The sequence below is a fragment of the Mesorhizobium captivum genome (assembly GCF_033977165.1).
GTDB classification, from domain to species: Bacteria; Pseudomonadota; Alphaproteobacteria; order Rhizobiales; family Rhizobiaceae; genus Mesorhizobium; species Mesorhizobium captivum.
Genome location: NZ_JAVIJB010000065.1, coordinates 1 through 13457, shown reverse-complemented (window position 1 = coordinate 13457; position 13457 = coordinate 1). Strand labels below are relative to the sequence as shown.

The window sequence follows — 13457 nt, the reverse complement described above, 5'->3', positions numbered from 1 at the left end:
CGCCGGACTCAAGGTTCCGGATCGAGCAACGGCTCGCGCTGCCAGCTGCCGGCCCAGCGGCCGGAGGAGAGCCAGTAGAAGATGCCGCCGACCATGCCGCTGCCGATCAAAGCGAGCCTCACATTGTTGTCGGTGACATCGAAATCGCCATCGCCGATGTTGCGCGCGAAGCCGAGGAAGACGACGGCGATGACGGCGCCGCCGAGCGCGTAGAACAGCCAGTCGCGCCGGCCGAGCACTTCGGCGATCAGGATGACGACCGCCGCCGGCATGAAGCCGAAATAGGCGACGAACAGGGCAATGAAAGGTACCGAGAAATAGAGCGAGGCGGTCGCCGCCGGCTCCGGATTGGCCGGCGTATAGCCGAGATGCGCCAGGAACAGGACATTAAGGAAGGCGCTCGCCGCCAGCGCGGCGACCGCATAGCCGATCAGGATGACGGCGAAGCGGACGAGATAGGCGATGATACGCCTCACGCCTCGCCGTGCCCCGCGATCATCATGGCTTCCAGCGCCAGCCGGTCGACCTTGCGCATGCGTTCCGATTCCGACTTCAACTGGCCGCAGGCGGCGAGGATGTCGCGGCCGCGCGGGGTGCGGATCGGCGAAGCATAGCCGGCATTGTTGATGTAGTCGGCGAACTTCTCGATCGTCTCCCAGTCCGAGCACTGGTAGTTGGTGCCGGGCCACGGATTGAACGGGATCAGGTTGATCTTGGCCGGGATGCCCTTGAGCAGCTTCACCAGCGCCTTCGCGTCCTCAAGGGAATCGTTGACGTCCTTCAGCATCACATATTCGAAGGTGATGCGGCGGGCATTCGACAGGCCCGGATAGGCGCGGCAGGCGGCGATCAAATCCTTCAGCGGGAACTTCTTGTTGATCGGCACCAGAAGGTCGCGCAGATCGTCATTGGTGGCGTGCAGCGAGATCGCCAGCATGACGCCGATCTCCTCGCCGGTGCGGGCGATCTCAGGCACGACGCCGGAGGTCGAGAGCGTGATGCGGCGCTTCGACAGGGACAAGCCGTCGCCGTCGGAAGCGATCAGCAGCGCCTTCTTCACCGCCTCGAAATTGTAGAGCGGCTCGCCCATGCCCATCATGACGATGTTGGAGACTTTTCGGCCCTCGGCCGGCACGATGGCGCCGTCCGGCGTGTCGCGGTCGGGGAAGTCGCCGAGACGGTCGCGCGCGGTCAGCAGCTGCGCCAGGATTTCTTCCGTCGTCAGGTTGCGAACCAGCTTCTGCGTGCCGGTGTGGCAGAAGGAGCAGGTCAGCGTGCAGCCGACCTGCGAGGAGATGCAGAGCGTGCCGCGGCCTTCCTCGGGGATATAGACGGTCTCGATCTCGACGGGACGACCGGCGCCGCGCGGCGGAAAGCGGAACAGCCATTTGCGCGTGCCGTCGGAAGAAATCTGCTCTTCGACGATCTCGGGCCGGGCGACGGTGAAATGCTTGTCGAGCTCGGCGCGCAGATCCTTGGAGATGTTGAACATATGGGCGAAGTCGGAGACGCCGCGCACATACATCCAGTGCCAGAGCTGCTGGCCGCGCATCTTGGCCTGGCGCTCCGGCACGATGCCGGCGGCAACCAGCGCCGCGCCGAGCTCGGCGCGGGTCAGGCCGATCAGCGACGGCTTTTCGGTTGCCGCGGCACGGGCGCGCAAGGCGTCGCGCGCGCCCTCGGCGGTCAGATCGAATGAAAGGGTCATGGTTGCGCCAATATAAGCGGTTTGCGGCCGATTTCAGCATCGTGCCCGAAATGAAGCGCGGCGCATAGCACAGGTTGCAGGCGGAGTCATGCGCCCGGCAAGGGAACAGTCGGAATCGCTTCAGCCGGCTGCCCGGCGCGGTTCCCTATCGCCGCATCGATCACATATTCGTGTTAGCGTAACAGCCCGAAGCGCAGCCGCGAACCTGAAAGGGGCGACCATGCCCTTGCAAAAATGGGAGTACGCAGAATGCATTCGATCAAGCTTGTCGCGATTGCCGGACTTGTCGGCCTGTCCGTCTCGCAGGCATTTGCCGAGGACACGATGGGCACGATGACGATGATGAAGGGCGGGCAGGTGACGGCAATCATGCCCGACGGGCACATGGGCACCATGATGCCTGATGCGAAGACGAGCGCCGAAATGATGAAGATGGCGAAGCCGATCAAGCATTGCATGATGATGATGACGGACGCCAAGGGCAAAACCTATATGATCGATACGTCGACCAAAAAGGCCCAGGCCGAATGTGAAAAAATGGCGATGTGAGCCGCAACCTCTCAAGCCGACCTGCCCGCCGGTGACACGCCGGCGGGATGGCTTGCATGGCCGGCTATTTCGCCGGTGTCCCGCAGGCGCCGATGACGGCTTTCGTCATCATCCTCGAGATGACCGGCAATCACGACAATGTCATCGCGCTGATGTGCGCGGCGGTGCTGGGCTACGGCACGGCACGGCTGATCTCCAACGAGCCGCTCTACCACGCGCTGTCGCGCGTGTTCATCGCCGAGGCGATCAGACGGCGCAGGGCGGAGGAGCAACAAGGCTGAATGGCAAGTTTGGCGCTGTCGCCCTATTCGTTGGTCTCTGGCCGCGCTTGCGGGAGGCGGACTTCACTGTTGCGCCAAAGGGCGAGGTTTCCCTGACTTTCAATATCACCTCGCGAATCAAGAGCTTCTATTCGCTCGGCAATCTCTTCGAAGGAAACCTGCTCGCCCTCTTTGCGAAGTGCTTCTTCGGTCTTCGCAATGACCATCGCGGTTTTCTGCCACCGCTCCATCACCATTTGCATGACGGTGGCGTCGATGTTGCTATCCTCCGCCAAGGGAGCCTCAGCCTATTTGCACTTGGCGATCGAGGCCAGCGCGGCCGAGATGCCCTTCAGCGAAAAGACATAGGATGTCGGGTTGCCGCGGCCGGACTTCGCCTGCACCTTCATGTCGGTGCCGGTCTTCATGGCGGCGATCAGCACCGGCTCTTCGGCCGCGTTCTCGACCCAGGCGGACTTGCCGCGGGTGAACATCGAGAACGACTTCTTGTCGATGGTGACGGTGGCCTTGGAGCCTTCCTGGAAATTGTAGCCGGCGATGAACTGCGGCTCGTAGGAGACCTGCTGCCCCGGGCGCTGGCTGACGAAGAAGAACATGTCGCCGTGATCGAGCGACGGCGGCTGCTTGTCGGTCGGCACGGTGAGCACGTAGCAGACCTTGCCGCCCGAGGACTGATAGCTGTAGGTGCCCCAGGCATTGTGCTGGCCGATCTTGGTCGCCTGCTGCGCCAGCGCCGGCGCCGCGAAGGCAGCCGCCAGGACCAGGCTGGAAACTGTAGCAATCAATCCGCGCATCGTTCTTCCCGTATTCCCAAATGGTGCGGAGGCGGGCCGCGTGGCGTCCTGCCGTCGCTTCATTTTGATTTAATCAGGGTTACCAAACGGTGAATTTCCTCAAGAAAAGGAGCTCACCCCAGGAAACCGCCACCAGTCGCGCCGCCGCTGGAAATGCGGCGATCACGATGTCCCGGCGCGAACTTGGAGGCCACGAAAGCGGCAAGAGTTTGTCTTTTCGTGCGGGTGGTTTCGCGGTCTCGTTGTGCCGAAATGTCAGCCAGGGTCAACCCCAGGGTCAACGCTTGTCGGCAAGCGCATCCCTGGCGGCCTGCCGGTGCGCGGGCGTGATGTGGGCGCTGACGGCGGTGATCGCGGCGGTCAGCACGGCAAGGTCGTCGGTGAAGCCGAGACCGAGGACGAAGTCGGGGATGAAATCCACCGGCAGCACGAAATAGCCGAGCGCGGCGACCAGGATGCCCTTGGCGCGCAGCGGCGTGTCCTTGTCCATGGCGCAGTAATAGGCGGCGACCACCTCGTCCATGAACGGGATCTGCCGGGCAGCCTTCTTGGCGGTGCGCCAGAATTTCTCGCGCACCTCGCCCTCGCCGGCGAGCTTGCCGCCAAAGCCGAAGAAATCAAAACCGGATTCCTGCGCCATCAATCTCTCCTTGGCCGCGCGTGTCCTTGCGTGCCGGCCCGCCGCGGAAAATGTGGTGAAAGCGGCACCCCGCTGCAAGAGGTCGCTAGGCGGTGGACATCGGAAATGCTCGATGCGATCGCACGATTGGCACTGCCGGCGGGACAGAGAGGGGTGCGAGGGAACGCGGCGCCACAGTGCCTTTCTTAATCGCCCAGGGTCTTCGCTACTATTCCGCCCTGCGACGACGAGGCGAGGCCGCTTCCAGCCCTACCCGAAATACCGGTTCATCCGCTTCGCAAGCTCGATGTCGAGCGCGGTGATCCCGCCGGCGTCATGGGTGTTCAATGTCACGTCGACGGTCTTATAGACGTTCGACCAGTCGGGGTGGTGGTCCATCTTCTCGGCGGCCAGCGCCACGCGGGTCATGAAGGCGAAGGCCTCGGAGAAGTTCTTGAAGCCGAAGCTGCGCTTGATGGCGGCGCCGTCGGCGGCCAGCGACCAGCCTTCGAGTTCGGTAAGCGCGGAGGCGATCGCCTCCTGGCTGAGTTTCTCTCTGGTCATGTCGGGTTCCTGTGCTATTCGAAAATTGAAACAACCATAGCGCCGGATCGATGAGCGCAAAGCCCATAAAGTCCATTCTGTTCGTTTGTCTCGGCAATATCTGCCGCTCGCCGCTGGCCGAAGGCCTCTTTCGCGCCGTTTGGGGCAACGAGCGCGGAACGCGTCACGACATTGTGCTCGATTCAGCCGCGACAAGCGGCTGGGAGGTCGGCTCCGCCCCCGATCCGCGCTCGATCGCGGTCGCTGCACGCCACGGCGTCGACATTTCCGGACAGCGCGCGCGCAGGATAGCGCCGGAGGATTTTTCGCGCTTCGACCTGATCCTCGGCATGGACCGCTCGAACGTGCGCGACCTCAAGGCGCTGGCGCCGCCGTCAGCGCGCGACCGTATCCATCTCTATCTGGAATTTGCGACCGGAACGGGACTAGACGTGCCGGACCCCTACTATGACGGGCCGGAAGAGTTCGTTTCCGTCTACCGCATGATCCGCGAAGCGTCGGAGGCGCTGGCGAAGCGGCTGGAAGCGCGCGTGTCGGCGCCGACCAGCGGCCAGGCTTCCTCGACGATATAAGGGCCGCCGCCGACCGAATCGCGCGACGACATCAAGACGAAGCGGCCGACGCGGAAGGGCAGCGCGGAAAAGTTGCCGCGCGCCGAAAGATATTGCGCGACGTCGAGCGGGCTTGCATTGCGCAGGCGCGCAAGCGTCACATGCGGCGTGAACTTGCGCGGATCGGCGGGCAGGCCGAGCCGCTGGCAGATGCGGTCGATCTCGCCCTGCAGCGCCACCAGGTCCGATGAGGCGGACACGCCGGCCCATACCGCATGCGGCTTCTTGCCGCCGAAAGCGCCGACGCCGGAGAGCGTCAAGGGGAAGGAGGGCCGGTTGATCCGGTCGAGCGCGTTGGCAATCTCATCGGCGACATGGCCTTCGACATCGCCGATGAAGCGCAGCGTCAAATGGTAGTTTTCAACGTCGATCCAACGGGCTCCGGGAAGGCCGCCCCGGAGCAGGGACAGCGAAAGAGCGGCGTCACGCGGAATTTCGAGGGCGGTGAAAAGACGTGGCATGAAAAGCCTCCTGTCCTCGAATCGAAACTCTCACCCCTTAGCGAATCATCGATATCCGCGCAGGGCAAGCGGTTTGTTGTCCACAAGGTTTCCCCAACGGAAACCGTGGCATTCCGACCTCACTATGCGCCGCCGTCCGCGGCAATGGCCTTCTCCACGGAGGGTAGGATGCGCTCGACGATCGCATCGACGCCCTCGGGATTGGGATGCAGGCCGTCCTCAAGCTGCAGGTCGGGGTGGCCGGCGACGCCGTCGAGAAAGAACGGATAGAGCGGAACATCGTATTTCATGGCGAGCCTTGGATAGATTGCATCGAAGCTCTTCTGGTAGCCGGCGCCGAGGTTAGGCGCGGCGCGCATGCCGGCAAGAAGCACGGCGATCTTGCGCTGCTTCAGCTTCGCCAGCATCGCGTCGAGGTTCTTTTCGGCGATGTCGGGCGAAACGCCGCGCAGCATGTCATTGGCGCCGAGTTCGAGGATGACGAGCCGGGTGCCGTCCGGCACCGACCAGTCGAGCCGCGCCAGCCCGCCGCTCGTGGTGTCGCCCGACACGCCGGCATTGGCGACGGCAACATCATGGCCCTTCGCTTTCAGCGCCGCCTGCAACCTGTCGGTGAAGCCCTGGCCTGGGCCGAGGCCGAAGCCTGCCGTCAGGCTGTCACCGAAGCCGACGATATTGAAGGTCTCGGCCCGCGCCGACGAAATGGCGCCGCAAACGCCGAGGAAAAGGATGAGGGCTGCGGCAAGTGTATGTTTGAAAGCCATGCGGCGAGCCCCATATGACCGGAACAATCCCTGGGAGGAGGCGTTTTCGTCTCCTTTTTCCACCATATAGGACGCTTTCATTGTGACAGAAGCCGTCATCGCATTGAGGGATGTCTCGCTGACGCTTGGCGAGGGCGCTTCCTCCGTCCATGTGCTGAAGGGCGTCAGCCTCGATGTGGCTAGCGGCGAGGCCACCGGCATCGTCGGCCCTTCGGGCTCCGGCAAGTCCACCTTGCTGATGGTCCTGGCAGGGTTGGAAAGGGTCGATTCCGGCACAGTGCGAATCGCCGGCGAATTGCTCAACGGCAAAAGCGAGGATCAGATTGCTTCATTTCGGGGGCGAAACATCGGCATCGTCTTCCAGTCCTTCCACCTCATCCCCAACATGACCGCGCTCGAAAATGTCGCGGTGCCGCTGGAGCTCGCCGGCCATGCCGATCCGTTCGGGGTGGCCGCGCGGGAATTGGGAGCCGTCGGCCTGAGCGACCGTGTGACGCACTACCCCGGCGAACTTTCCGGCGGCGAGCAGCAGCGTGTGGCGATCGCCAGGGCGCTGGCGCCGTCGCCGCGCATCCTTATTGCCGACGAGCCGACCGGCAACCTCGACCAGGCAACGGGAAAGCAGATCGCCGACCTTCTCTTCGCCAAGGCGGCCGAGCGCGGCATGACGCTGGTGCTGGTCACGCATGATCCGGCGCTCGCGGCCCGCTGCGCGCGCCAGGTGTCGATGCGTTCGGGACGCATCGAGAACGCGCCGAGGCAGGTGAAGGTGCCGGCCTGATGCCCAGGACTTTGAAGCTCGCCATCCGCTTCTCGCTGCGCGAGATGCGCGGCGGCCTTTCGGGCTTCATGATCTTCCTCGGCTGTATCGCGCTCGGCGTCGCGGCCATCGGCGGCGTCAATTCGGTGGCGCAGGCGATCACCGCCGGCGTCGCCAACCAGGGTCAGACGCTGCTCGGCGGCGATCTGCGCTTCCAGATCAATCAGCGCAGCGCTTCCGATGCCGAGCTCGGCTTTATGAAGAGCGTCGGCACGGTCTCGCTGAATTCCGGCATGCGCTCGATGGCGCGGCTCGAGGACGGTTCGGACCAGGCGCTGGTCGAAGCCAAAGCGGTCGACGGTGCCTATCCGCTCTATGGCTCCCTAGAGACCGATCCGCCGCTGCCCAGGAAGGAGCTGTTCGGCAAGAGAGCGAGAGTCTTCGGCGAGAGAGCGAGAGTCTTCGGCGCCGCCGCGCCCGACCTTTTGTTCGACCGGCTCAATCTCCATATCGGCGACCGGCTGAAGCTAGGCGGCGCAACCTTCGAGCTGAGGGCCAGGCTGGTCAACGAGCCCGACGCGATCTCGGACGGCTTCGGCTTCGCGCCGCGGCTGATGATCTCGGACGATGGGCTTGCCGCGTCCGGACTGGTTCAGCCCGGCAGCCTGGTCGAGAACGCCTACAAGGTCCGGCTGCCCGACGGCGCCGGCGAGGCGCGGATCAAGGAAATCCAGGCCGAGGCGGCGAAGGAGTTTCCACAGGCCGGCTGGTCGATCCGCACGCGCAGCAATGCAGCACCTGCGCTTTCCTCCAATATCCAGCGTTTCTCGCAATTCCTGACGCTGGTCGGGCTGACGGCCCTGGTGGTCGGCGGCGTCGGCGTGGCGAACGCGGTGCGCGCCTATCTTGACGGCAAGCGCGGCGTCATCGCCACCTTCAAGAGCCTCGGCGCCTCGGGCGGTTTCGTCTTCACGGTTTATCTGGTGCAGATCCTTTTGATTGCCGGCCTCGGCATCGTGCTCGGCCTGATCCTGGGCGCCGCAATGCCGTTCGTGGCGAGCGCGCTTCTGCAGTCGGTCATCCCGGTGCCGGCGGAAGGCGGGTTCTACGCGAGCGCTCTCGCCATGGCTGCGCTGTTCGGCCTGCTGGTGACGCTGGCTTTTGCGGTCTTGCCGCTCGGGCGCGCTCGCGACGTGCCGGCGACAGCGCTGTTTCGCGAGATGGGTTTTGAGAGCCGCGGGCTGCCGCGGCTGCCCTATGCCGGCGCTGCTCTCGCGATCGTGCTGGTGCTGGCGGGGCTCGCCATCCTTTCGGCCGACGATCAACGCATCGCCTCGATCTTCGTCGGTGCTACGGTCTTTGCCTTCCTGGTGCTGCGGCTGGTCGCGGCGCTGGTGCAATGGTTGGCCCGGCGAAGCCCGCGTGTGCGTTTCGTGTCGCTTCGGCTCGCGCTCGGCAACATCCATCGGCCCGGCGCGCTGACGCCTTCGGTCGTGCTGTCGCTCGGGCTCGGCCTGACGCTCTTGGTGACGCTGGCGCTGATCGACGGGAATCTCAGGCGCCAAATCTCCGGCAGCCTGCCGGAGCGGGCGCCGAATTTCTTCTTCGTCGACATCCAGAGCAGCGATGTCGACGCCTTCGCCGCCCTGGTCGGGAAAGGGGCGCCTCGGGGAGCGCTGGTCAAGGTGCCGATGCTGCGCGGCCGGATCATGGCGCTCAACGGCGTCGGCGTCGACAAGGTGAAGATACCGGCCGACGGCGCCTGGGTGCTGCGTGGCGACCGCGGCCTTACCTATGACGCCAAGCAGCCGGAGAACGCGACGCTGACCGAGGGCACATGGTGGCCGCAGGATTATTCCGGTGAGCCGCTGGTGTCGTTCTCGGCCGAGGAAGGCAAGGCGATCGGGCTGAAGCTCGGCGACACCGTCACCGTCAACGTGCTCGGCCGCAATGTGACGGCAAGGATCGCCAATTTCCGCCAGGTCGAGTGGGAAACCATGGGCATCAACTTCGTCATGGTGTTCTCGCCCAACACCTTTGCCGGCGCGCCGCATGGCTGGCTGGCGACGCTGACCGACAGAAGCGCCACCACGGCCGACGACGCACGGCTGCTCAACGCGGTCACCCGCGCCTTTCCGGCGGTGACGACGGTCAGGGTCAAGGACGCGCTCGACATCGTCAACCGGCTGGTCGCCCAGCTGGGCACCGCGATCCGCGCCGCCGCGGGCGTGGCGCTGATCGCTTCGGTTCTGGTGCTCTCCGGCGCTTTGGCCGCCGGCAACCGGGCCCGCATCCACGACGCGGTGGTGCTGAAGACGCTTGGCGCAACACGCAGAACGCTGATCACGGCCTTCTCGCTGGAATATGTGCTGATCGGCCTTGCGACCGCGCTGTTCGCGCTTGCCGCGGGCGGCATCGCGGCATGGTTCGTCGTCGCCCATATCATGACGCTGCCGTCGCACTTCATGCCGGAAGTGGCGGTCGTGACGATCCTCGTGTCGCTAGCGGTCACCGTCGGCATCGGCCTTGCCGGCACCTGGCGGGTGCTCGGCCACAAGGCGGCGCCGGTGCTGCGCAACCTCTGACCCGACGAGCGAACGGAGCAGGCTCGACCTCGTTAAATCTTTGTAAGAATGCCGGCCGAAACGGCCAAAAACCGGCCTTTTGCCTTCTCACGAAGCGTTACGCCTCGTTACCGTCTTGTCCTTAACGTCAAGAACCATCATATTTCTGCGCAGGCATGCTGGAGCCCCGCCAGCGGCGCCTGGCTAAAGTGGCCTGTCACCGGACGGGGCAGAAGCAACAGAGGATTTCCAATGGCTGATCCCATTCGCAACTACCAGACGTCCGCCGCCCCCGGCGCGCGCGTCGATATCGATCAGGGCCTGCGGGCCTATATGATCAAAGTCTACAACCTGATGGGGCTTGGCCTGCTCATCACCGGCCTTGCCGCCTGGGGCGCGTTCCAACTCGCCGTCACGGGTGACGGCCAGCTGACCGCCTTCGGCCAGCTCATCTATGCAAGCGCATTCCGCTGGGTCGTCATCCTGGCGCCGCTGGCTGCGGTGATGTTCCTGTCGTTCAGGATCCAGTCGATGAGCGTGGCTGCGGCGCAAACCACGTTCTGGGTCTATGCCGGCCTTGTCGGCCTGTCGCTGTCGACGATCTTCCTCGTCTACACCGGCACCAGCATCACCCAGACATTCTTCGCCACGGCCGCGGCCTTCGGCGGGCTGTCGCTCTACGGCTATACGACCAGGCGCGACCTGACCGCCTTCGGCTCGTTCCTGATCATGGGCGTGATCGGCCTGCTGATCGCGATGCTGATCAACATCTTCCTGCAGTCCTCGGCGCTTGCCTTCGCCATCTCGGCGATCGGCGTGCTGGTGTTCGCGGGCCTGACCGCCTACGACACGCAGAAGATCAAGGAGATGTATCTCGAGGGAGACGTCGCGGACGTGGCCGGCCGCAAGGCGATCATGGGCGCGTTGAGGCTCTATCTCGACTTCATCAACCTGTTCATGTTCCTGCTGCAGTTCATGGGCGACCGCCGCTAAGGCGAGCACCCGGTCAAGCTGGACCATAGACTTCGGAAAGGGCGGCCCAACGGCCGCCCTTTCCTTTTGCGCGTTCCTCTGCTGTTATCGAGGCAGGAAAACCAACTGCACATATTATGAGCAATATTGCGATCAGAGCCGCCACCGCGGCCGACCTCGACCGAATCACGGAAATCTATGCAGACGCGGTCAAGCACGGCACTGCGAGCTACGAGCTGGAGCCGCCCAGCCGCGCCGAAATGGGTAATCGATACGATGGCTTAGCGGCCGGCAGCTTTCCCTATCTCGTGGCGGAAAAGGACGGCATCGTGCTGGGTTATGCCTATGCCGGACCGTTCCGGCCGCGCCCCGCCTATCGATTCGTCGTCGAAGATTCGGTCTATGTCGCGCCCGAGGCCAAAGGCCAGGGCGTGGGCCTCCTGCTGATGCAGGCGCTGATCGATTCGGCACGTAAGGCAGGCTTCCGCCAGATCATAGCGGTGATCGGCGACGGCCATGCGGACAGCGCCTCGGTGCGACTGCACGAGAAACTCGGCTTCCGCCACTCCGGGCACCTGGAAGGGTCAGGCTACAAGCATGGGCGCTGGCTGGACACGGTGTTCATGCAGCTGCCGCTCAACGGCGGCGCGGCGCTGCCGCCCGATCCGGATTCGCTGCCGGAGCGGAGGTTCAGGCTTGGAGGGAAATGAGGAGCAAAATGGGAATTGAAGAACTGGAGAATTGAAGAACTGAAGAAAAATGATTTTATATCAGGCGTTTAGCACCTCTTTTCCTCAGTTATTCAATTCTTCAGTTCCTCAATTCCCCTTCCCCTTCACGCCTCGACCAGCTTCAGCTTGGGATCGAAAACGCCGAGCACGCGGCCGAGTTCCTGGCCGCGCTTGAGGATGCGCCCGCCGGCGGCGATGACGGCGAAGGCGCCCTGCCGGCGCGCCAGTTTCGGGTCCTTGACGATCTGGAACAGCGGCACTTCGCTGGCCCGGCGAAAGACAGAAAAGACAGCGCGATCAGTAAGATGATCGATCGCATAATCGCGCCATTCGTTGGCAGCCACCATGCGTCCGTAAAGCCTCAGGATCTGGTCGAGTTCGCGCCGGTCGAAGCGCACCGGCTGGTCGAGGCGTGCGCTGCGCGCCTCATGCAACGGGATCAATATTCCGGATGCTTCCCCATCCTCCGCCCCGCTGCTGTGATCGGTCATGCCGCGATCCTTCGATTGAATCTGCACCAGCCAAGGTTCGCGCTTTCGCGGCCGAATTGCAAGGGCCGGCTAAGCAAGCGGGGCCTGCGCGGTTTCCGAAAGGTCCAGTCACGTTTGCAAAACGCGTGTTGGAATTGGTGATGCTCCGCCACAATGTCGCCACAAATTATCCGCGCTCATGCCCCAATGTCCGACGAGTTTACCCGCGTTGCCTGAGACGGTTCGGTCCGGCACCGGCTCGTAAACCCCAAGCCCCCCGCCCACGGGTCAGCGTCGGATCGAACCAACCTCGGTTTTTCCTTGGAAAAATCAGGTGCGACGATCCCAAAACCTGAATGACCGGCGTCAGAAGCAAGCTGACGCCGGTTTTTTATTTTCCTTCTCCCACAAGGGGAGAAGGGATAGGAGCCGTCAGAGCCGATCCGGCTTGCGAATAAACGCGGCGCCGAGGATCGGACCGGGCATGCCGTCCTTGCCGACGGACTGCAGCAGCACTGCGCAGCCGCCCTTCTTGGCGATCTCGCTCATCGGCAATTCGTAGCGCTGCGCCTTGCCATGCCACATGCCAGCGGTTTGGATGTCGGAGACGGCGTTCCAGTAGGTAAGGCTGCGGCCGCTGTTCTCGCCCTGGCCGATCTTCACCATCTGCGGCGGATCGAAATAGACGATCACCACATGGGCGTCGCTCGGGCCGTTGCCGGCGTCGCCCGCGTCGATCATGACGCGGTCGCTGGTGCGGCTCACCTTGATGCCGACCCGCATGCCCTCGCCCACCCTGTCCATCCGGGCCAGCGCGCCGTCGACGTCCTTGCGGCTGGCGCCGTTGACGTGGCTGCGGCCGTTGATGACGGCTTGCGGGGTGTAGACCGAGCGGCTGCCGAAGGCGCGCATATAGTCGTACTGCCGGTCGGTGTTTTCCTTGTTGCTCAGCGTGTCCTGCCAGCCCAGATAGTCCCAGTAATTGACGTGGTAGGCGAGCGCGACGACGTTTTCCTTGGCGGCCAGCTCGGCGAAGAATTCATCGGCCGGCGGGCAGGAACTGCAGCCCTGGCTGGTGAAAAGCTCGACCACGCCCAAAGGTTTGTCGGTTTGGGGTTTGTCGGCCTGCGGCTTCTCGGGCTCGCTTGCCAGCGAGGCGCCGGCAAACGTCGAAAGGGCCAGCGCAAATGCCGCAAGCCGCAATGGTCCTCGAGATGCCATGACTGTTCCAATTCCCGCCGGTGACGCCGGCCTTGTTCTGATTGCTAAAATATGTGGCAGAACCAGCAGTCAACGGGAAGTCACGTTGCGGTGAAATTTTCGTCGCGACCGCAGGTAAGGCGACGGCGGGAGAGGCCACTGCATTTTTCGAGGCGGTTCGATTTCGAAGCCGCGTCACCGCCATGCGGTAAACTCTGCTGATGCGGGTCGTTCTCTATTGCGAGTGGACCGGATCAGGACTTCAGCCGGGCCGGCTAATGCTTGGCGGGCCGGGGTTTAATTAGGGCAGTAGGGCAGTAGGGCAGTAGGGCAGTAGGGCAGTGGAATGCACCCCAAAACTGAGACAAGGATATAAGGGACAGTCCTGAGAGAGGGACTGATGCCTCAA

General features: G+C 63.7%; 16 protein-coding genes and 1 pseudogene. 7 read left to right on the top strand and 10 right to left on the bottom strand.

The window, feature by feature from the left end; translation table 11 throughout:
- Window positions 1-8: 8 nt before the first annotated feature.
- Window positions 9-476, bottom strand: coding sequence for a hypothetical protein (locus RFM40_RS31650; protein ID WP_320278939.1), 468 nt, complete (start codon window positions 474-476; stop codon window positions 9-11).
- Window positions 473-1708: a dual-specificity RNA methyltransferase RlmN gene (rlmN, locus tag RFM40_RS31645; RefSeq protein ID WP_320278938.1), complete on the bottom strand. Its 1236-nt coding sequence runs from the start codon at window positions 1706-1708 to the stop codon at window positions 473-475. Before rlmN ends, RFM40_RS31650 begins: the two co-directional genes overlap by 4 nt.
- 249 nt (window positions 1709-1957) lie before the next feature.
- Between rlmN and RFM40_RS31640 the strand changes: the two genes are divergently transcribed.
- A complete protein-coding gene (locus RFM40_RS31640) occupies window positions 1958-2257 on the top strand; it encodes a hypothetical protein (RefSeq protein ID WP_320278937.1) in 300 nt (99 codons plus the stop codon).
- A 56-nt stretch (window positions 2258-2313) separates the two neighbouring features.
- Window positions 2314-2538, top strand: a pseudogene (locus tag RFM40_RS31635) (chloride channel protein); the annotation flags it as partial.
- A 23-nt stretch (window positions 2539-2561) separates the two neighbouring features.
- Here RFM40_RS31635 and RFM40_RS31630 read toward each other — a convergent pair.
- The 4 genes from RFM40_RS31630 to RFM40_RS31615 form a co-directional block, all read right to left on the bottom strand.
- Window positions 2562-2813, bottom strand: a complete 252-nt coding sequence (locus RFM40_RS31630) for a DUF3658 domain-containing protein (RefSeq protein ID WP_320278936.1) — start codon at window positions 2811-2813, stop codon at window positions 2562-2564.
- A gap of 12 nt (window positions 2814-2825) precedes the next feature.
- Window positions 2826-3332 (bottom strand): invasion associated locus B family protein, encoded by a 507-nt coding sequence (locus tag RFM40_RS31625; protein ID WP_320278935.1) that lies wholly within the window; start codon window positions 3330-3332, stop codon window positions 2826-2828.
- A gap of 277 nt (window positions 3333-3609) precedes the next feature.
- Window positions 3610-3972 carry a YkvA family protein gene (locus tag RFM40_RS31620; protein ID WP_320273182.1) on the bottom strand — a complete coding sequence of 121 codons (363 nt, stop codon included), beginning with the start codon at window positions 3970-3972 and terminating at the stop codon, window positions 3610-3612.
- Between the two features lie 249 nt (window positions 3973-4221).
- Window positions 4222-4515, bottom strand: a complete 294-nt coding sequence (locus RFM40_RS31615) for a 4a-hydroxytetrahydrobiopterin dehydratase (protein ID WP_320273183.1) — start codon at window positions 4513-4515, stop codon at window positions 4222-4224.
- A 50-nt stretch (window positions 4516-4565) separates the two neighbouring features.
- Between RFM40_RS31615 and RFM40_RS31610 the strand changes: the two genes are divergently transcribed.
- Window positions 4566-5087, top strand: a complete 522-nt coding sequence (locus RFM40_RS31610) for a low molecular weight protein-tyrosine-phosphatase (RefSeq protein ID WP_320278934.1) — start codon at window positions 4566-4568, stop codon at window positions 5085-5087.
- Here RFM40_RS31610 and thpR read toward each other — a convergent pair.
- On the bottom strand, window positions 4991-5587 hold the full coding sequence (gene thpR, locus RFM40_RS31605; protein ID WP_320278933.1) for an RNA 2',3'-cyclic phosphodiesterase: 597 nt from the start codon (window positions 5585-5587) through the stop codon (window positions 4991-4993). The two genes, RFM40_RS31610 and thpR, sit on opposite strands and share 97 nt — an antisense overlap.
- Before the next feature lie 122 nt (window positions 5588-5709).
- Entirely contained in the window at window positions 5710-6351 is a 642-nt protein-coding gene (locus RFM40_RS31600) for an arylesterase (RefSeq protein ID WP_320278932.1), read from the bottom strand.
- Between the two features lie 82 nt (window positions 6352-6433).
- Here RFM40_RS31600 and RFM40_RS31595 point away from each other — a divergent pair, with 82 nt between their 5' ends.
- The 4 genes from RFM40_RS31595 (at window position 6434) to RFM40_RS31580 (ending at window position 11357) form a co-directional block, all read left to right on the top strand.
- On the top strand, window positions 6434-7132 hold the full coding sequence (locus RFM40_RS31595; RefSeq protein WP_320278931.1) for an ABC transporter ATP-binding protein: 699 nt from the start codon (window positions 6434-6436) through the stop codon (window positions 7130-7132).
- Entirely contained in the window at window positions 7132-9696 is a 2565-nt protein-coding gene (locus RFM40_RS31590) for an ABC transporter permease (RefSeq protein WP_320278930.1), read from the top strand. Before RFM40_RS31595 ends, RFM40_RS31590 begins: the two co-directional genes overlap by 1 nt.
- Before the next feature lie 231 nt (window positions 9697-9927).
- On the top strand, window positions 9928-10668 hold the full coding sequence (locus RFM40_RS31585; RefSeq protein ID WP_320278929.1) for a Bax inhibitor-1/YccA family protein: 741 nt from the start codon (window positions 9928-9930) through the stop codon (window positions 10666-10668).
- 116 nt (window positions 10669-10784) lie between these two features.
- A complete protein-coding gene (locus tag RFM40_RS31580) occupies window positions 10785-11357 on the top strand; it encodes a GNAT family N-acetyltransferase (protein WP_320278928.1) in 573 nt (190 codons plus the stop codon).
- 125 nt (window positions 11358-11482) lie between these two features.
- On the opposite strand, the gene RFM40_RS31575 is transcribed toward RFM40_RS31580, so the two are convergent.
- Both RFM40_RS31575 and RFM40_RS31570 read right to left on the bottom strand, forming a co-directional pair.
- Window positions 11483-11869, bottom strand: a complete 387-nt coding sequence (locus tag RFM40_RS31575) for a DUF2794 domain-containing protein (RefSeq protein WP_126097119.1) — start codon at window positions 11867-11869, stop codon at window positions 11483-11485.
- A gap of 411 nt (window positions 11870-12280) precedes the next feature.
- Window positions 12281-13069, bottom strand: a complete 789-nt coding sequence (locus tag RFM40_RS31570; protein WP_320278927.1) for a DUF1223 domain-containing protein — start codon at window positions 13067-13069, stop codon at window positions 12281-12283.
- Window positions 13070-13457: the final 388 nt, after the last annotated feature.